16 protein-coding genes are annotated in these 19,329 nt (G+C 49.7%); 15 read left to right on the top strand and 1 reads right to left on the bottom strand.

The window, feature by feature from the left end:
* Positions 1 to 94: 94 nt before the first annotated feature.
* From MRBLPE1_RS03545 to MRBLPE1_RS03480, 14 genes are all read left to right on the top strand, one after another.
* The gene (locus tag MRBLPE1_RS03545) at positions 95 to 1,024 is read left to right on the top strand and encodes an ArsR/SmtB family transcription factor (RefSeq protein ID WP_364141586.1); all 930 of its coding nucleotides are present in this window, start codon (positions 95 to 97) and stop codon (positions 1,022 to 1,024) included.
* Positions 1,025 to 1,047: 23 nt separating this feature from the next.
* On the top strand, positions 1,048 to 2,625 hold the full coding sequence (locus MRBLPE1_RS03540; RefSeq protein WP_364141583.1) for a response regulator transcription factor: 1,578 nt from the start codon (positions 1,048 to 1,050) through the stop codon (positions 2,623 to 2,625).
* A 3-nt stretch (positions 2,626 to 2,628) separates the two neighbouring features.
* Complete coding sequence (locus tag MRBLPE1_RS03535; protein ID WP_364141580.1) at positions 2,629 to 4,404, top strand: sensor histidine kinase; 1,776 nt, start codon at positions 2,629 to 2,631, stop codon at positions 4,402 to 4,404.
* Positions 4,405 to 4,579: 175 nt separating this feature from the next.
* Positions 4,580 to 5,881, top strand: coding sequence for an ABC transporter substrate-binding protein (locus MRBLPE1_RS03530; protein WP_364141577.1), 1,302 nt, complete (start codon positions 4,580 to 4,582; stop codon positions 5,879 to 5,881).
* A gap of 187 nt (positions 5,882 to 6,068) precedes the next feature.
* Positions 6,069 to 6,908 carry a carbohydrate ABC transporter permease gene (locus MRBLPE1_RS03525; RefSeq protein ID WP_364144468.1) on the top strand — a complete coding sequence of 280 codons (840 nt, stop codon included), beginning with the start codon at positions 6,069 to 6,071 and terminating at the stop codon, positions 6,906 to 6,908.
* Entirely contained in the window at positions 6,901 to 7,725 is an 825-nt protein-coding gene (locus tag MRBLPE1_RS03520; RefSeq protein ID WP_364141574.1) for a carbohydrate ABC transporter permease, read from the top strand. The genes MRBLPE1_RS03525 and MRBLPE1_RS03520 overlap by 8 nt, the downstream gene beginning before the upstream one ends.
* 74 nt (positions 7,726 to 7,799) lie before the next feature.
* Entirely contained in the window at positions 7,800 to 10,832 is a 3,033-nt protein-coding gene (locus MRBLPE1_RS03515) for a glycoside hydrolase family 2 TIM barrel-domain containing protein (RefSeq protein ID WP_364141571.1), read from the top strand.
* 180 nt (positions 10,833 to 11,012) lie between these two features.
* The gene (locus MRBLPE1_RS03510) at positions 11,013 to 11,315 is read left to right on the top strand and encodes a Dabb family protein (protein ID WP_364141568.1); all 303 of its coding nucleotides are present in this window, start codon (positions 11,013 to 11,015) and stop codon (positions 11,313 to 11,315) included.
* Positions 11,316 to 11,364: 49 nt separating this feature from the next.
* Positions 11,365 to 11,814 carry a nickel-responsive transcriptional regulator NikR gene (gene nikR, locus MRBLPE1_RS03505; protein WP_364141566.1) on the top strand — a complete coding sequence of 150 codons (450 nt, stop codon included), beginning with the start codon at positions 11,365 to 11,367 and terminating at the stop codon, positions 11,812 to 11,814.
* A 163-nt stretch (positions 11,815 to 11,977) separates the two neighbouring features.
* The gene (locus MRBLPE1_RS03500; protein WP_364141564.1) at positions 11,978 to 13,567 is read left to right on the top strand and encodes an ABC transporter substrate-binding protein; all 1,590 of its coding nucleotides are present in this window, start codon (positions 11,978 to 11,980) and stop codon (positions 13,565 to 13,567) included.
* A 21-nt stretch (positions 13,568 to 13,588) separates the two neighbouring features.
* The gene (locus tag MRBLPE1_RS03495; RefSeq protein ID WP_364141561.1) at positions 13,589 to 14,584 is read left to right on the top strand and encodes an ABC transporter permease; all 996 of its coding nucleotides are present in this window, start codon (positions 13,589 to 13,591) and stop codon (positions 14,582 to 14,584) included.
* The gene (locus MRBLPE1_RS03490) at positions 14,581 to 15,441 is read left to right on the top strand and encodes an ABC transporter permease (RefSeq protein WP_364141558.1); all 861 of its coding nucleotides are present in this window, start codon (positions 14,581 to 14,583) and stop codon (positions 15,439 to 15,441) included. Before MRBLPE1_RS03495 ends, MRBLPE1_RS03490 begins: the two co-directional genes overlap by 4 nt.
* A 47-nt stretch (positions 15,442 to 15,488) precedes the next feature.
* On the top strand, positions 15,489 to 16,412 hold the full coding sequence (locus tag MRBLPE1_RS03485) for an ABC transporter ATP-binding protein (RefSeq protein WP_364141555.1): 924 nt from the start codon (positions 15,489 to 15,491) through the stop codon (positions 16,410 to 16,412).
* Positions 16,402 to 16,998 (top strand): ABC transporter ATP-binding protein, encoded by a 597-nt coding sequence (locus MRBLPE1_RS03480; protein WP_364141552.1) that lies wholly within the window; start codon positions 16,402 to 16,404, stop codon positions 16,996 to 16,998. The genes MRBLPE1_RS03485 and MRBLPE1_RS03480 overlap by 11 nt, the downstream gene beginning before the upstream one ends.
* A gap of 47 nt (positions 16,999 to 17,045) precedes the next feature.
* On the opposite strand, the gene MRBLPE1_RS03475 is transcribed toward MRBLPE1_RS03480, so the two are convergent.
* Positions 17,046 to 17,888, bottom strand: a complete 843-nt coding sequence (locus tag MRBLPE1_RS03475) for a helix-turn-helix transcriptional regulator (protein ID WP_364144466.1) — start codon at positions 17,886 to 17,888, stop codon at positions 17,046 to 17,048.
* Positions 17,889 to 18,015: 127 nt separating this feature from the next.
* Here MRBLPE1_RS03475 and fabF point away from each other — a divergent pair, with 127 nt between their 5' ends.
* Positions 18,016 to 19,254 carry a beta-ketoacyl-ACP synthase II gene (gene fabF / locus MRBLPE1_RS03470; RefSeq protein ID WP_364141549.1) on the top strand — a complete coding sequence of 413 codons (1,239 nt, stop codon included), beginning with the start codon at positions 18,016 to 18,018 and terminating at the stop codon, positions 19,252 to 19,254.
* Positions 19,255 to 19,329 lie beyond the last annotated feature (75 nt).

Here is a 19,329-nt window from a genome sequence, read left to right as displayed (position 1 = left end):
ATATTTATCATAATAACGAATTAGATTCAATATGATTTATCTCGATTGTTTTAGGATTAACTAAATTACTAATTGTAAAAGCAGGTGAGTGTTCATGTATTTATCGACTGATGCAGAGTCGCTGCGCGTATACGAGGCATTGGCGAGCGAAGTTCGCTTGCAGATCATTGACTTATTAAATAAGAAAGAAATGCATATCAAAGAGCTTGCATCCGAGCTGTTTCTAAGCAGCGCGATCGTCAGCACGCATGTTAATAAGCTTCAGAAAGCGGGGCTTGTCGGCTGCAGGATGCGCAGGATCAACGGCGGGACCTATAAGTACTGTTCCTTGTCTGCAGAGTATCTCCAAATCAAGCTTTCCCGAGTTGCGCCCGCCTCAAGAAAATTCAAGGAGGTTTCCGTGCCGATTGGCCATTATACGGATATCGAGGCTTCGCCTACCTGCGGACTTGCCTCTACGGAGAAAATGATCGGGCATTACGACAATCCCGCTTATTTTTTGGATCCGGAACGCGTCCATGCCGGCATCCTATGGTTTACCAGAGGATTTGTCGAATATAAAATACCTAATTATTTGTTCAAGGATCAACGGGTGGAGGAAATCGAGATTTCAATGGAAATTGGCTCGGAGGCCCCGTATATCAATGAAAACTGGCCTTCGGATATTCAATTCACAATCAACGGGATTGAGCTTGGCACATGGACAAGTCCCGGGGATTTTGGCCGGATGAGAGGACGGTTTTCCCCGGAATGGTGGGAAAACGATGTGAATCAATACGGTTTGATGAAGGTTCTGAGAATTAATAAATTCGGTTCGTTCATTGACGGACTGCAAATATCCGATACTACGATAATGGATGTGCCATGGGACAGCACCCAATGGACTTTTCGAATATGCGCGGAGGATACTTCGCAAGGCCGGGGCGGACTTACGCTGTACGGAAAAGGATTTGGCAATTATGATCAAGATATCGTCATTCGGAGCTATTATGAAGAGCTGGACGCGGAAAGCAGCAAGACATAGATAATGATTACGGAGGTATAGATATGGCCATTTCATGTCGCGTTCTCATCGTAGATGATGAATTATTAGTCAGGCAGGGGATTAAGCACCTGCTGAATTGGGAGCATGAGGGCTTTCAAATTGTCGGTGAAGCCTCTAACGGAAAAGAGGCGCTTGAGCTGATCGAGCGTTTGGAGCCCCACATCGTCATTACGGATATCGTAATGCCTGTCATGGGCGGTGAGGAGCTGACCCGTGCGATAAAATCAAGGTTTCCGCAAATCGAAGTCATTATTTTGAGCAGCTTTGGAGAATTTGATTACGTGAGGTCGACCTTCCAGAGCGGGGTAGCCGATTATATCTTAAAGCCAAAGCTTGAGGCCTTTCAGTTATTGGATATTGTGCAGCGCACAGCCCGGAAAATTCCTTCATTGAAGCTTGTGGAATCGGATGATGACGGCGGGTTGTCGATCCATGCGATGCTGGACAAGCTCCTGTCGGGGTACGAAATGGATACGCAGGATACAACGCTTGCAGAGGCTTTCCCGTATAACCGTTATCAACTGTTCGGCGCCGATTTAAAGCAAATCCAAACCAAAGGCAGAGATCAAAGCGGCGATTCGCGGTGGCTGGACCGAATGAAAGCGGAGCTTGAAGCGGATCTGCCGCATGCCGTTTATGTTCACCTGCCCACCGAACCGAATATGGTCGTTTGGCTGATTAACTTGGATCAAAGCGAGATGGCTGCTTTAACCCATACGGCGCGCAGGTTGGCTGCATGGACGAGGTCGCAGTTCCCGGAGATTGGCTGGACGTTAGGCGAATCATTTTCTGATTTGAGCCAGCTGGGCATGTATTATAAGGAACGTTTCCACAAACTGAATGCTTATCGTTTCTTTCTTCCGGAATCCCGGCAGTTGATCGTTTTTGACGAGCTTCCGAAAAGCACGGACGAAGAACGGATTTTTAACATGAATCATTTTTCCGAGCTGATGAACAGGCGGCAATTTGACGAAGCTTTCGGAAAGCTCCTTGAACATGTGAACGGTCTCGCCAGCCAATATAAGACGGATGTGTTCGAATTTAAGTCTTTTGTAGGCAATGTGATTTTCAATATTACGATTTTGCTTGGCCGGCTGGAGTCCGATATGAAGAAGCTGGAGGAATCGAAATATAAATACTTCAAGCTGATCGGAGATACGACCCATGCGAGTGAGGCGGTCGCGCTGCTTAATGCTTTTATAGATGAAGCAAACGATGTGATCGGGAAGAGAGGGACCGCAGGCAGCAATTCAAACATGACGCAGCTGCTTCATTTTATTCGCGAGCATTATGCGGAACCGCTGAGTCTCACGGAATTAGCCAAGCATTTCCATTTTAACCCGTCCTATTTATCAAGCTATTTCACCTCGCATAATAAGGAGGGCTTCAGCGAATATTTGAATAAGATCAGGGTGGAGAAAGCCGCAGAGCTGCTGCAGGACGATTCATCCTCGATTTCTGAGATCAGCGGCATGGTTGGATATTCCGACCACAGCTATTTTACGAAGGTATTCAAGAAATTAACGGGCTTGTCGCCAAGCCATTACAGAAAACAATACACAGGTAAGAAGAGGGATTAAGCGATGAAAGGTTTTTTGGATAAATTCAAGTACCACGGTCTGTTTATTAAAATGTTTATGGTAACGCTAGTCAGCATTATCACGGTATCGCTGCTGACCTCCCTGGTCACGATTCAAATGTCCGAGAAGCTGTTTATGAATACCTTCGGCATTACGAACTCAAAGATCATCAGCCAAATCCAAGCGAATTTTGAGTCATTTAATTATTCGGTCGTTACGGCTTCCAACAACGTTCTGCAGAACGGGGCAATAAAAGGGTTTTTGACAAATCCGGAAATGGACACCTTAGCTTCGTTAAAAAGCTATTATCAAGCAAGTCAGCAGATGGAACGGATTCAATCCAACGTCGCGGCCTATCCGGTTACGATGACCATTACGGGAATCAATCGAAAAAGCCATTCAACGGACAGCTATTATTGGCCGAATTCATTGGAGAAGCTGAGAAAAAGCCTGTTGACGGTTAACACGCTCATCAGCCCTAAACGCCTGATCTACCAGCTGGATAAAGAAAATTTAACCGGAGCTTCCAATGAGGATCCGGTCATCGTCGCTTCAAGAGCGTTAATGGAGCGGACGAGCGGCAATCAATACGGAATTCTGTATTTTGCCATAAGGGAGAGCGACTTCAAGAGATTCTATGCAAGCTTTACAAGCAGCGGCAATGACGTAGCTATTTTGGATCGTTCCGGCATGGTTGTCTCAAGCAACCGTACGGATCTGATTGGCAAAGAACACCAGGATCTGCTCAGCTATGCGCAAGAAATCGAGAAGCAAAAACTGAAATATAAAGAAGTCGGCGTGCTGGGGAAAAACAGCCTGGTGCTGTCCGAATATTTACCCGTATATGACTTTTATCTGGTTAATTTCATCGATAAGCAAGAGGTGCTGAGCGAGATGGTCGATTTCAAGACAGTCGCGCTTATTTGCGTTGCGATCGTGCTTGCCGCTCTCATCATTGTTTTTCTAATCTCCAGGCGATTAACGAAATCCTTGACTCTCCTTGCGAGGCAAATGCCCCGCATTGCGGAAAATAACTTCGACAATTATATAACCGTTACGGGCAGTTACGAAATCAAGGAGCTTGGAAAAGCCTACAACTACATGCTGGATGAGTTGAACGATTATATCCGAAAGCTGATACAGACGCAGAAGGATCAACGCAATGCGGAACTCTCCGCTTTGCAAATGCAGATCAATCCTCATTTTCTGTACAATACGCTCGCTTCCGTCAAAATCCTTGTCCAGCAGGGAAACAAGGAAAAAGCGGCTGCTACCATTAATGCGCTGATATCGCTGCTGCAAAATACGGTAAGCAATATTAGCGAGACGATCACCGTAGCCCAAGAGCTCGTCAATTTGAAAAACTACGTTTTCATAAACCATGTAAGGTATGGCGAGCAGATTGCGGTCAATTATTTTATTGCGGAGGACTGTTACGGTTACCACATTCCAAAGCTGATCATCCAGCCATTTATTGAAAATGCCTTCTTCCATGCATTCCAGGAACGAAGCGAAGGCCATATTTATGTTCTTGTTTCACGCGAGGAAAATGCGCTTGTGTGCGAGGTCGTCGATGACGGCGTAGGCATGGAGGGTTATGATCATGAGAATCCTGCACACCGCTCGATCAGTTCTAGCCACTTTTTCTCGGGCATCGGGATTCGCAATGTGAATGATCGGCTCAGGCTGCTGTACGGAGATGAATTCGGTGTTGCTATCGTGAGCAATATCGGAGACGGAACAAGAGTGAAAATCAAGCTGCCTCTTCATAAAACCTAAAGAAAGTACCAATTAACAAATTAATTTCTAATTACATATTTACGGGGGGAAAGGTAACAATAGAATGACAAATCCACACAAATATTTTGCTAACGAGTCGTTTTAATGAATTGTTATACTGATTACCGTTAGCCGGTAAATGTGCTTAGACAAAGCTTAAAGGGGTTGAATGGAATTGAAAAAACTACTCGCAGTTATGCTTGCCAGCTTCGTTTTGCTGACAGCATGCGGAAGCAATGAGAACGCTGCACCTGAAAATGGCGGTACGGCCGCTGAAGGCACGAAAGAAATTACAGTATGGGCATGGGATAAAGCTTTTAACATCGGTGCAATGGAACGTGCAAGCGAAGCTTACAAGACTAAAAATCCCGATTCCGACCTGAAGGTTAACATCGTGGAAAACGCACAGGCCGATATTATTCAAAAATTGAACGCAGGCTTGAATGCAGGAACGACAAAAAGCTTGCCGACTATCGTGTTAATCGAAGATTACCGTGCGCAAAGCTTCCTGCAAGCGTACCCGGATGCTTTCTTCGAATTAACGGATTTCATTAAACCGGCTGATTTCGCGGATTACAAAATCGGTCCTACAAGCGTAGACGGCAAGCAATACGGTGTACCGTTCGATTCAGGCGTAGCCGGCTTGTACGTAAGAAACGACTATTTGACAGAAGCAGGCTATAAAATCGAAGACCTGCAAAATATCGACTGGAAAAAATTCATTGAGATCGGTAAAGCAGTGAAAGAAAAAACAGGCAAGGCATTGCTTACGCAAGATCCGAATGACCTTGGCTTGATCCGTATGATGATTCAATCGGCTGGTTCATGGTACCTGAAGGAAGACGGCACGACTCCGAACCTTGCAGGAAATGAAGCGCTTAAAGAAGCGTTCGAAACCTACAAAGAGCTTATGGGCGCAGACATCGTGAAGGTTACTTCCGATTGGAGCCAGTTTGTCGGCGGTTTCAACAGCGGTGAAGTTGCTGCGGTTCCGACTGGTAACTGGATCACGGCTTCCGTTAAGGCAGAGGCTTCACAATCAGGCAAATGGTCAGTCGTTCCTTTCCCTAAGCTGACTAACAACCCGAATTCCGTAAATGCTTCAAACCTGGGCGGCAGCTCGTGGTATGTCATGAACGTTGACGGCAAAGAAGCAGCGGCAGAGTTTTTGAAACAAACCTTCGGCTCCGATGTCGACCTTTATCAGAAGCTCGTGACGGAGATCGGTGCGATCGGTACGTTGAAAGCTGCGGCTGCCGGCGATGCTTACAAGCAAGCGGATGAGTTTTTTGGCGGACAAAAGGTTATCGAGGATTTCGCGAAATGGACAGAACAAATTCCTAGCGTGAACTATGGCATGCATACGTACGCCGTTGAAGATATCCTTGTTGTGGAAATGCAAAACTATTTGGGCGGCAAGGCAATTGACGATGTGCTCAGCGACGCGCAAGCGCAAGCTGAAACGCAGGTCAAATAAAACAGACCATACGGCTATGAAATAAGACCGGGGTCTTCTCCTTCTCCTGCATTGCATTTGCTTGATCCGGCTACAGGAGCTGGGGAAGACCCTTTGGTTTTATTCCCGTAAAGAGAGGGGTTAGGCTAACGTGAAAGCAGCGAAGCCTGGCGTGAGAATTCGCACTAGAGCTAATTTGACGGGTTGGATGTTTATAGCACTGGCGGTTGTCATGATTGCGGCGTTTTATTTTTATCCGATGATACAGGCGCTACTCTTATCGTTTAAATCAGGTAAAGGCATGAATTTGAAATTTACCGGTATAGACAATTATGTTCGGCTTTTTAGCGATAAGACGTTTTTAACCGCAGTGAAGAACACGTTTATTTATTTGATTATTCAAGTCCCGGTCATGATCGTACTCGCTATGTTTATATCCGTATTATTAAATGACAGCAAATTGAAATTTAAAGGATTTTTCCGTACGGCCATCTTTTTGCCTGCCGTTACCTCGCTCGTAGCTTACTCTGTCATCTTTAAATATTTGTTTGCTACGGAAGGCTTAGTCAATAAGCTGTTAACGAATCTTCATTTGATCGTAACGCCAATTCAATGGATCACGGATCCGTTCTGGGCGAAAGTAACCGTTATTATCGCAATCACATGGCGCTGGACAGGCTATAACATGATATTCTACTTGTCCGCGCTTCAAAATATTGATCATTCGATTTATGAAGCAGCAAAAATCGACGGCGCCTCTTCCACGAGACAATTTTTCGGAATCACCGTGCCGCTGCTTAAGCCGATCATTTTGTTCACGTCCATTACGTCAACGATCGGTACCCTGCAGTTGTTCGACGAGGTTGTCAATATTACGAAGGGCGGACCAGGCAATGCGTCCATGTCCATCTCCCAGTATATCTATAACCTGTCCTTCAAATATTCGGCCGATTTCGGTTATGCGGCCACCGTTTCGTATTCTATCGTTATCATGATCGTCATCTTGGCGTTCATTCAGTTCAAAGCGGCAGGTGATAAAAATGGATAAGCTCAAGCGTGTTTTGGTCTATATTTTTCTGAGCGTGCTTGCTTTCGTTTCGATCTTCCCGTTCCTTTGGATGATCATCAGCGCTACGAATAAATCGGCTGACGTAACCAAAGGAAGATTGCTTCCCGGCAGCCAGCTATTTGAAAATATCAATCAGTTGTTCAGTACGGTGGACATCGTGCCGGCATTGCTGAACTCCGCTAAAATTTCAATCACGACGACGGTTCTCGCCATGGTGATTGCTTCTTTAGCGGGCTACGGCTTTGAAATTTACCGCAGCAAGGCAAAGGACGTCGTGTTTAACATCCTGCTGCTTTCCATGATGATCCCATTCGCGGCCATTATGGTACCGTTGTATCAAATGTTCGGGGGAATTTCGCAGATCATTCCGTTCATCGGTTTGGACACGTTGTCAGGGGTGGTGCTGCCGACCTTTACGACCGCTTTCCTAATTTTCTTCTTCCGTCAAAACACGAAAATGTTTCCGCGGGAGCTCCTTGAAGCCGGCCGGATTGACGGCCTGAATGAGATTAGTCTCTTCTTCCGGATCTATGTGCCAACGATGAAGACAACCTACGCCGCAGCCGGAATCATCACGTTTATGTCGAGCTGGAACAACTACTTGTGGCCGCTCATCGTTTTGCAATCGCCGGAGAAAAAGACGGTCCCGATGTTGATTTCCAACTTAGGATCAAGCTATTCCCCGGATTATGGTATTATTATGACGGCGATCGTCATTTCGACGATTCCGACCGCGCTCGTGTTCTTCTTAATGCAGAAGCATTTTGTAGCGGGGATGACAGGCTCAGTGAAATAGTTAAACGAAAAGTCAGGCGGCTGCGCGCTTCTTACGCGGCCCCTGGCTTTTAAATAAATTTAAGGGGAAAAGCAATGAATAAGATGAAGCCGAGTATAAGCTGGCTCACTGACGTGAGCATATTTGCCGTGAATCGATTGCCGGCGCATTCCGATCACCGCTATTACGAGACGATAGAGGAAGCCGCTGCGGAAGCGCCAATGGCAATGCGCCATCCGCTGAACGGTAGCTGGAAGTTCAGCTACGCGGTAAAACCCGCGGACCGTCCCGAACATTTTCACCAAGTCGATTATGATGTGAATGCTTGGAAAGACATTGAAGTTCCCGGTCATATTCAACTGCAAGGCTATGGCAAGCCTCAATATGTAAATACGATGTACCCATGGGACGGTCATAACGACATACGCCCGCCGGCTATTCCGGAGGATCATAATCCGGTTGGCAGCTATGTGAAATATTTCTCTGTTCCTGCCCATATGAAGGGCAAGCCTGTCAGCATTTCCTTTCAAGGGGTGGAATCGGCCTTTTATTTATGGCTGAACGGCGAATTCGTCGGCTACAGCGAGGACAGCTTCACGCCTTCAGAATTTGATCTCACTCCGTTTCTGGCAGAGGGTGAAAATAAACTAGCCGTAGAGGTCTATCAGCGGAGCACCGGCAGTTGGCTGGAGGATCAGGATTTCTGGCGTTTTTCGGGAATTTTCCGCGATGTATATTTATATACCGTTCCAAGCATCCATGTACGCGATCTATTTGTTCACGCGGAACTGGATAATACCTATTCGCAGGGCAGCCTGCGCGTGGATTTGAAGATGTCCGGAGCTCAGCCGTCCAGCATACTTATCGAGTTAAAAGATGCGGACGGACATACCGCAGCGACGGTCAAGTCGGAAACGGTCAACGGCGACCTTTTGCCTATTTCTCTTGAGGCTGGCAAAGTTACGCCTTGGAGCGCAGAGAAGCCTTATCTATACATGATGTATATTTCGGTATATGATTCACTGGGTAATCTTGTCGAGGCGATCCCGCAAAGAGTCGGCTTCCGTACCTTTGAGATGAAAGATAAGGTCATGCATCTAAACGGCAAACGGATCGTATTCAAGGGAGTCAACCGGCATGAATTCAACAGCCGCAGAGGCCGTGCGATAACGAAGGAAGATATGCTGTGGGATATTGCAGCAATCAAACGCAACAATCTGAATGCTGTCCGCACCTCCCATTATCCGAATCAGTCGTTATGGTATGAACTTTGCGATATTTACGGCGTCTATGTAATCGATGAAATGAACCTGGAGACGCATGGCTCATGGCAAAAGATGGGCGCTGTCGAACCGTCTTGGAATATCCCGGAAAACAAGCCGGAGTGGCAGCCTATCGTTATGGACCGGGCCATTTCCATGGTGGAACGCGATAAGAACCATCCATCGATTCTGATCTGGTCCGTCGGCAATGAAGCTTATGCCGGGGAAGTGTTGTTAAACGTATCGAACTACTTCCGCGAGACGGATCCGAGCAGGCTTGTCCATTATGAAGGCGTGTTCCATAACCGGAAATATAATGCGACCAGCGATATGGAAAGCAGGATGTATGCCAAACCTGCGGATATTGAGCAATATTTGAACGAAAATCCTGAGAAGCCTTTTATCAGCTGTGAGTATATGCATGCCATGGGCAATTCGGTTGGCGGCATGCATAAGTACACGGAGCTGGAACAGAAATATGAGATGTACCAAGGCGGCTTCATTTGGGATTATATTGACCAAGTCATTGTGAAGAAGGACCGTTACGGCAAAGAGTTTCTAGCCTTCGGCGGTGATTTCGACGACCGCGCGACGGATTACAATTTCTGTACGAACGGCATCGTATTTGCGGACCGCAAGGAATCGCCTAAGATGCAGGAGGTTAAGTTCTTATACCAGAATATCAAGCTTATTCCGGACCGGCATGGCGTGAAAGTAATCAATGAAAATCTGTTCGAAGGCACGGATGCCTATGAGTTGGTGATCGCGCTGCATCTTGAAGGCCAAGAGATTTTCCGAAGCAAGCTGGCAGTTGACGTTGCGGCGCAATCGGAAGCTTATGTGCAGCTGGAGCTGCCAAGCGCAGACGAGCCGGGCGAGTATGCGCTCCATGCCTCTCTTCAATTGAAAGAGGGCACGCTGTGGGCGGATGCGGGCCATGAGACCTCCTTTGGACAATTCGTGTTTGTAACGGAACGGAAAACGGCACAATCAGAACCAGCAGGGACGCTGAGAGTCGTTGAGGGCGATGTGAACATTGGCGTACATGGCCGGGATTTCAGCATCATGTTCTCGAAGCAAGCGGGAACGCTTATTTCCTTGAATTACGCAGGCAGAGAGATGATTGCGATTCCGCCGGCTCCTTTATTTTGGCGCGCGACTACCGATAATGATAAAGGCTTCTCGCTCGGCTTCGATTCCGGCGCTTGGTTCGCGGCGAGCCTGACGCGCAAATGTATTGGCGTAGAGTTATCGGAACAAGCGGGAAGCGCGACGGTTACCTTCCGCTACAAGCTTAGCATTAGTGCTGACGTGCTGGTTACGGTTGCCTATAAAGTGCTTGCAGACGGCAGCCTGAATGTGAAATCACGTTATGAAGGAGCAGAAGGACTGCCTAAGCTGCCGATCTTTGCGCTTTCTTTCAAGGTCCCGGCAGATTATTGCCATTTGGATTGGTATGCGATGGGACCGCAGGAAAACTATATTGACCGGGCATTCGGAGCGAGGCTTGGCGTATTCCAAAATGACGCCGCCGATAATGTTTCGGGGTATGTGGTTCCACAGGAATCAGGCAACCGCACGGGAGTACGCCGTGTCAGCATCAGCAATGATTATGGCCAAGGCATTCGGATTACGGCTCCTGCGAAGCAGCCGGTCGAATGCAATATTTCGCCGTTCACAGCCTTTGAGCTGGAGAGTGCTTATCACCATTATGAGCTTCCTAACGTTCACTACACTGTAGTTACGGTAGCTGGCAGGCAAATGGGTGTCGGCGGCGACGACAGCTGGGGTGCGCCTGTCCATGACGAGTATTTGATTCCGGCGAACCAAGAGCTGGCATTTGAATTCAATATCCACCGCTTGTAAGCCATAACGAGTAAGCAGGGTAAAATTTATCAAGAGATAATGAAATAAGGCACTGTAAAATGAAAGGCCGTTACCTATTGTACATGTGTATAATAGGTAACGGCCTTTGTTTATACGGACTTATGCATGTTATGATAAGGTGAATTAACGCTTTGAGCATGGAAGGGAGATTGTCGTCATATGTTTGAGCATTTGGTTTCTTTTAAATTTAAAGAAAAATTGTCCGCCAGCAAAGAAAAGGAACTGCTGGATGCGTTATATTCACTGCCGTCGCAAATTCCGGGAATTGTTCAATTGACAGCCGGCAATAACGAAACGAGTGAAACCGGCAATATCAAAGGTTATACGCTCGGGCTTCGGGTAACGTTCACCGATAAACAGGCTTTGCTCGATTATGGCCCGCATCCCGCGCATCAGAGCTTCGTGAGCTTGCTGGACGGAATTCTTGATAATGTGATCGTTATTGATTATCCGATCGTTTAAAGGTTGTTTCGATAACGAAATTCGAAAATGAATCAGACAGGGTGAAAGTATGGCAGACAAGGAAGAGTTGGTCCGGTTCGGAGTATCCTTCCCGGCGCCTTTAATCGATCAGTTTGACCGTTATATCGATGAGCAAGGCTATACAAACCGATCCGAAGCCATTCGTGATTTGGCTAGGCGAGCCTTGCTGGAGCCGGATCGAATGAACGGACAGGAGCATGTGGCGGGAACGATCGTGCTCGTCTACGACCATCATGCAAGCGATCTTCCGGTCGTGCTGATGGAGGTACAGCATCGCTTTCACCATGACATCATCTCCAATATGCATGTCCATTTGAATCACGATCAATGCCTGGAGGTGATCGTCGTAAGAGGGCAGCTTGCGCGTCTGCGGTCGCTGCATCAGCAGATTCAAGCGCAGAAGGGCGTCATTTATGCCGAGCTTTCGGTGACCTATGCGGACAAGCATGATCATGGCAAAGAGCATACGCATGATTGATCGTTGGGGAATGGATAATCGATAACCCGAGGCTGTGAGCACAAAAACGTGCTTACGGCCTTATTTGACTTTCGAGCTTGAAAATAGGGTGAAATCGCAAGTGCATCGTGTTACAATATCACATAATCGTGTTACGAAACATAACGCAAACAGGAGGATTGAAATGAGAAGATTTTATTCCATTGCTGCATTTGCGCTCGCAGTGCTCCTGCTTGCAGCAGGCTGCAGCACGGCAAAACCGGCAGAGAGCTCCCCGCCAACGGATGAGCTTGTCGTTGCCATCGGCGCGGAGCCGGAAACGGGCTTTGACCCCACAAAGGGCTGGGGCCGGTACGGTTCGCCGCTTTTCCAGAGCACGCTGCTGAAGCGAGATGACCAGTTAAATATCGTAAATGATCTTGCGACAAGCTACGAGGTTAGCGAGGATGGCAAGACCTGGACGGTAAAGCTTCGCAATGATGTCGCCTTCTCGGACGGAGAACCGCTAACTTCCGAGGATGTTAAATTTACCTTCGACACAGCCGCCGGTAACGGAGCAGCCATTGATTTGAAGAACTTGGCAAGCGTGGAAGCAGGGCAGGATCAAGTTGTTTTCCGGCTAAAGAAACCCCAATCCACTTTTGTATATTATCTGATCACAACCGGTATCGTTCCTAAACATGCATACAGCAGCACTTATGCGGAAAACCCGATCGGCTCCGGCCCGTTTACGTTCGTGCAATGGGATCGCGGACAGCAGCTGATCGTAGAAGCGAACGCAAAGTATTACGGCGCTAAGCCTTCGATTCATAAGCTGACCTTTCTATTCTTAAATGAAGATGCGGCTTTTGCGGCAGCCAAGGCGGGCAGCGTCGATGTGGCCTACATTCCTTCCGCGTTTAGTCATCAAGAGGTGGCGGGGATGCGTCTCGAAGCGGTCAAGTCGGTCGATAACCGGGGAATCGCCTTTCCATATGTGAAGGCTGGCGGCAAAACGGATAAGGGCTATGAGATCGGGAACGACGTTACGGCCGATCGGGCGATCCGTGTAGCGGTCAACACCGTCATTGACCGTCAGCAGCTGGTCAAGGGCATTTTGGAAGGGTACGGGTCTCCAGCTTTCACGGCGAATGACGGTCTTCCCTGGTGGAACGAGAACACCGTGATCAAGGACAACGATGCGGAGGCTGCACGGCAAATATTAGCCGATGGCGGCTGGGTTGACAGCGATAAGGACGGTATTGTCGAGAAAGGAACGCATAAAGCGGAGTTTACGCTGCTTTATCCTTCCGGAGACGTAACCCGTCAATCACTCGCATTGGCGGCCGCCGATATGGTAAAAAAAGCTGGCATTCAAATCAACGTCGAAGGCAAGAGCTGGGATGAGATCGAGAAGCAGATGCATGCAAACGCGGTCCTGTTAGGATGGGGAAGCCATGATCCGCTGGAAATGTTCAATCTTTACAGCAGTGCATTTGGCGGCGTCGATTATTACAATACAGGCTTTTACAGCAATTCGAGCGTAGATAAGCAGTTTGAGCAAGCGCTAGATGCCCGTACCGAAGAAGAAGCTTTGTCCTTTTGGAAAAAAGCGCAGTGGGACGGCCAAACAGGGCTGAGCGTGCAGGGCGACGCGCCATGGGCATGGCTTGTTAATATCGATCATCTTTATTTGGTAAAGGATGGACTCGACATCGGCAAGCAGCGCATTCAGCCGCATGGACACGGATGGCCGGTTACGGACAATATCGAAAGCTGGAGCTGGATACAGTAGAGAGCGGGAAGAGGTTCAGGCATGATTCAAGGCATTGCAGTTTTTATAGGTAAAAAAATGATACGTCTGTTTCTTTTGCTGTCCTCGGTCAGCATCATTACCTTTGCGCTTGTCGCCATGTCGCCCATCGATCCCGTACAATCCTATATCGGGGCGGATGTGATGCGTGTCGGAGCGGAGCAGCGGGAAGCGATAGCCGCATATTGGGGGCTTGATCGGCCGTTTGCCGAACGATTCTTCAAGTGGGGGACTGCTTTGCTCCAAGGAGATATGGGAACCTCGATGATTTACCGGGAGGCCGTAACCAAGGTAATCGCGGAGCGATTCATGCATTCGGCCTTGCTGATGGCGTTCGCTTGGATGCTGTCGGGCGTCTTAGGTTTCGCAGCCGGGGTAGTCTCGGCATTAAAAAGAGACACTTGGTTCGATCGGATGATCACCGGTTTTTGTTATACGCTTGCCTCGACGCCGGCCTTTTGGATCGGGCTGCTGCTCATGATGATTTTTGCGGTATGGCTTGGATGGCTGCCTGTCGGGCTTGGCGTGCCGGCGGGGATGCTCGCAGGGAGCGTCACGGCAGGGGACTTTATCCGTCATATGATTTTGCCCGGGATCACGCTGAGCGTAGTCGGGATTGCGCCTATCGCTTTGCATACGCGGCAGAAGCTGATCGATGTAATGGATAGCGACTATATCATATTTGCCAGGGCGAGAGGCGAGAGAGGAGCAGGCTTGTTTTTCAGACACAGCCTGCGCAATATTGCGCTGCCTGCGATCACGCTGCAATTTGCTTCATTCGGTGAACTGTTCGGGGGAGCCGTGCTCGCCGAGCAGGTATTCTCGTATCCCGGGCTTGGGCAAGCTACAGTAGAATCGGGACTGCGAGGAGATGTGCCGCTGCTTATGGGACTCGTTCTGTGCAGTACGTTGTTTGTTTTTACTGGAAATGCCCTAGCAGATTACTTTTACCGCATGGTGGATCCGAGGCTGCGGCTGGGGAAGGAGATGCGGAGATGAATCAACAGGCCGCCATTCAAAAGAAGAACAAGCGGAAGCGCTGGAACGAGAGGCAGCGGACGCTTGCATCCGCGACAGCTGCGGCAGCGCTGCTTGCAAGCATTGGAATCGGCAGCTGGCTGCTTGGCGCATCGGGGCTCTCCGTTCAGCTGGAAAGCCGTAACCTGCCGCCATCTTTTGCCCACCTGTTCGGCACGGACTGGCTGGGCAGGGATATGCTCTCCCGAACCGTAAAAGGGCTTGCCTTAAGCATTCAGGTGGGGTTGCTCGGTGCGGCATGCAGTGTCGCAATCGCTGCCATCATGGGGCTTATGGCCGCTTCGCTTGGCCGGACAGCGGATCGAATCATCACATGGCTGATCGATGTGTTCTTAAGCGTTCCCCATCTCGTCATGCTCATCCTTATCGCATTTGTTTGCGGAGGCGGTCTGAAGGGAGTTGCGATCGGCATTATGCTTACCCACTGGCCAGGCCTTGCCCGAATCATCCGCGCAGAAGCGCTGCAGCTGATGTCCGCGGAATATGTACTCGTTTCCCGGAAGCTCGGAAGCTCCCGCTATGCCGTTGCGACGCGGCATTTGGCTCCGCATTTGCTGCCGCAATTGCTTGTGGGATTCCTGATTCTTTTTCCGCATGCCGTGCTGCATGAAGCGGCCGTAACGTTCCTTGGCCTAGGCATGTCCCCGCATCAGCCGGCGATTGGCATCATTCTTTCTGAATCAATGCGTTATTTATCGAGCGGCATGTGGTGGCTTGCCGTATTCCCGGGAATAGGACTGCTGCTCACGGTTAGAGCCTTCGATAAGCTGGGCAATCATCTCCGGCAGCTGGTTGATCCTCGCAATACCCATCTTTGAGGGCTATGCATTCCGCTTGTCATATCAATTAGAAAGGAGGGAAACCCGTGCCCTTGTTAGAGGTAAATAAACTATCGATTTCGTTCATGCAATACACGAAGGGAAGCCGACAGGATAAGGCCACCGTTATCGAAGAGCTCGATTTTGCGATAAACGAAGGAGAAATCGTTGCGCTCGTCGGAGCAAGCGGATCGGGAAAAAGCCTGCTCGCCCATGCGATCATGGGCATTCTCCCCAAAAATGTCGTTATGTCCGGCAGCATCTCCTACGGCGGGGAGCCGCTTGACGAAGCTAGGCTGAGAGGCTATCGAGGCCGTGAAATCGCCTTTGTTCCGCAATCCGTCAGTTATTTGAATCCGCTCATGCGGGTAGGCAAGCTGCTGCGGACGAAGGAGGATGGCAAGGAACAGCATATGGAACGCAAAAGCTTGTTCGAGCGTTTTCGTTTGGGTAAGCATGTAGACCGGCTATTTCCCTTCCAGCTCTCGGGAGGCATGGCCCGCAAGGTACTTGTATCGACGGCAGCGCTTGGCCGTTCACGGCTCATTATTGCGGATGAACCGACTCCGGGCATGCATCCGGGCGATGTCGAAGAAGCGCTGAAGCAATTCAAGCTGCTGGCCGAAGGAGGCTGCGCCGTCCTGCTGATTACGCATGATATTGAAGCGGCTGTTCGAATAGCGGATAAGGTTGCCGTTTTTTATGCGGGAACGTCGGTCGAGCTTGCTCCAGCCAGTGATTTTAAAGGAAATGGCGAGCGGTTGAGGCATCCGTACAGCCAAGCGTTATGGCGCGCGCTGCCGCAAAACGGTTTTGTTCCGCTAGCGGGATCGCAGCCTGCAAGAAGCTCTGCTCAGCCAGGCTGTCTCTTTGTTGACCTCTGTCCTTCCGCCGAGGAGCAATGCGGGACGATTCGGCCGGAGCCTCGATCCATTCGAGGCGGGATCGTGAGGTGCCTGCATGCGACTTGAAGGCAGGAATCTTAGCTGGCGATACGAAGGAGGCCCATGGTTGTTTACGGATTTTAACCTCTCGCTGCAGCCGGGAGAAACCGTTGGGCTGACCGGTCCGAGCGGAAGCGGGAAAACATCGCTGGGCCGGCTGCTGGCAGGTTATGCGAAGCCAATCACGGGCGAGGTAACCGTAGCGGGCCGAAGCAAGCAAAATAGCGGCTATGATCCGGTTCAAATGATATTCCAGCATCCGGAGCGCGCGGTCAACCCAAGATGGCGATTGGCTAAAACGGTGGCAGAAGGCTGGTCTCCGGATGCTTCGCTGCTTGAAGCGCTCGGGATCAGAGAGGACTTTCTGCAGCGCTATCCGAACGAATTGTCCGGCGGGGAGCTGCAGCGCTGCTGCATCGCCAGAGCGCTCGGGCCGGGTACTAAATTTCTGATCGCGGATGAAATGACGACGATGCTGGATGCGATTACGCAGGCTCAAATCTGGCATACCGTGCTCGATATCGCAGCGGCCAGGCAAATCGGTTTGCTGGTCATTAGCCATGATCATGCGCTTGTGAACAAAATTTGCGATCGGACGGTGTCATTCGGATAAATGCCCCGTATCATTTTGCATAAAGTCCAAACGCGCCGGATTTGCCGTTAGTCTTGTTTTTCCATTAACCGGCGCAGCTTGGACTCGGTCGACGACTCCGGCGCCGGCGTATAAACGCTGCATCTCAAATCGGATGGACCCTGCACTTGAAAAGAAGTCAGGTGAAACAGCATTTTCCCCACCTTCGCATGCCGAAACTCAAGCAGCACATCCGGAGCGGAGCTGACCTGGCTTTGCTCCCAAAGATATTGAAACTCCGGATGGCTGCCTTTCATTTCCTCAATAAACCGCTCATACCAATCATCCTGCACATATTGGCCGTAATAGGCGCGGAAGATGGCAAGATAGCCGCCTACAAAATGCTCCCAATTTCCCGCAAGCCTGCGAAACTCTTTCCGCGTAAATAACAGACGGATCATATTTCTCTGCTCGGGAGGAATTTGTTCGAAATCCATAAATACATGCGAGGCAGCTGCGTTCCAGCCGACAATTTGGCAGCGGCGATCCGATATGATGGTTGGACAAAAACGCAGCTCCTGCAGTATGCGCTTGAGCGAAGGCGTCATTTCAGAATGCTCCTCGTCCAACGCATGGGCGATATGTCCGGACCCTATGGCAAGGGCATATAAATATTTTCGCTCGTCTTCATTCATTTGCAGGGCGGCAGCCACGCAATCGAGAACGGAGCCGGATACTTTAATATCCCTGCCCTGTTCGAGCCAGGTGTACCAGGTTGGGCTTACGCCTGCAAGCTGCGCAACTTCTTCTCTGCGTAAGCCTGGTGTCCTTCGCCGGGTGCCGGAAGGAAATCCGGCCGCTTCGGGCGAGATTTTGGCGCGCTTTGATTTTAAGAACGAAGAGAGAGCCTGCAATCTTGTTTCTTGGTTAATCATTCTTGTCATCCCCGTTCTTCCAATATCGTGGTACTCATTATACTATAATAAACTACAACTTGTAATAGGATAACTTCTATGACAAACTACAATCCATAAAGGAGTTTGCGAAGGAGGATTCACGATGGAACGAGTCGTAATTACAGGGATGGGCGTTATCTCGCCGCTGGGAAACAACGTAGAACAGTTTTGGGACGGATTAGTAAACGGGAGATCTGGAATATCATCAATCGATTCTTTCGATACCAGTAAGCATAAATCGAAAATCGGAGGCCTAGTGCGGGATTTTGACGCAGAGGCGCTGTTCGGACGGAAGGAAGCCCGCCGCATGGATCGTTTCAGCCAATTTGCGGTTGCAGCGGCTGAACAGGCACTGGGGGATGCGTCTCTTGCAATGGACGATACGGATCGTGAACGCGTAGGCGTTTATGTAGGCTCCGGCATCGGCGGCATTCAAACCTTGCTCGGCCAAGCCGAGCTCTTGCATGAGAGAGGACCTGAACGGGTAAGTCCGACTCTCGTCCCGATGATGATCGCAAACATGGCCGCAGCCATGATCAGCATTCGTTTCGGCACGCAGGGTCCTTCCATGGCTCCGGTAACGGCATGCTCCATTGGGAATACGGCGATCGGGGAAGCTTGGCGGCTTATCCGTTCAGGCAGCGCGGATGTAGTCATCGCAGGTGGCGCGGAAGCGGCCATTACGGATATATCGCTCGCTAGCTTCGGCAACGCAACCTCCGTTTCGACCCGAAACGAGGAGCCGGAACAGGCAAGCCGGCCCTTCGATGCCGGCCGCGACGGCTTTGTGATGGCTGAGGGTGCCGGCATACTTGTGATGGAGTCTTTATCGCATGCGCAGCGCAGAGGCGCCCGTATTCATGCAGAGGTCGTCGGCTACGGCGCCAGCTCAGATGCCTATCATATGGTCGCCACGCATCCGGAAGGCATTGGTGCTTACCAAGCAATGAAGCATGCTTTGCGAGAAGCGGGCCTAGCGCCTGACCAGATTGATGTGATCAGCGCGCATGCTACCAGCACGGAAATCGGCGACCGCTCGGAGACCGCGGCGATCAAAAAACTGTTCGGCGAGCAAGCCTATCGCATTCCAGTGACTGCGAACAAGTCGATGACAGGTCATATGCTCGGCGCAGCAGGCGGAGTGGAAGCGATCGCTTTGGTGAAAAGCATACAGGAGGGCATGATCCCGCCGACAATCAACCAAGAGTCGCCTGATCCCGTTTGCGATCTCGATTACGTGCCGAACCAAGCACGTCAGGCGAATATCGAAGTCGGCATGTCCAACTCCTTTGGCTTCGGCGGTCATAACGCGGTTATTATTTTGAAGAAATATACAAAATAAAAGCGTTGTACTGAGCATAGTTTTTCATTACAATTGATAATGATTTTCATTTATTGCTGTCGAAGGCAGCGGTAA

It is taken from the genome of Paenibacillus sp. LPE1-1-1.1, assembly GCF_040676435.1.
GTDB lineage: Bacteria > Bacillota > Bacilli > Paenibacillales > Paenibacillaceae > Pristimantibacillus.
This window is presented reverse-complemented; position numbering and strand designations above follow the sequence as displayed.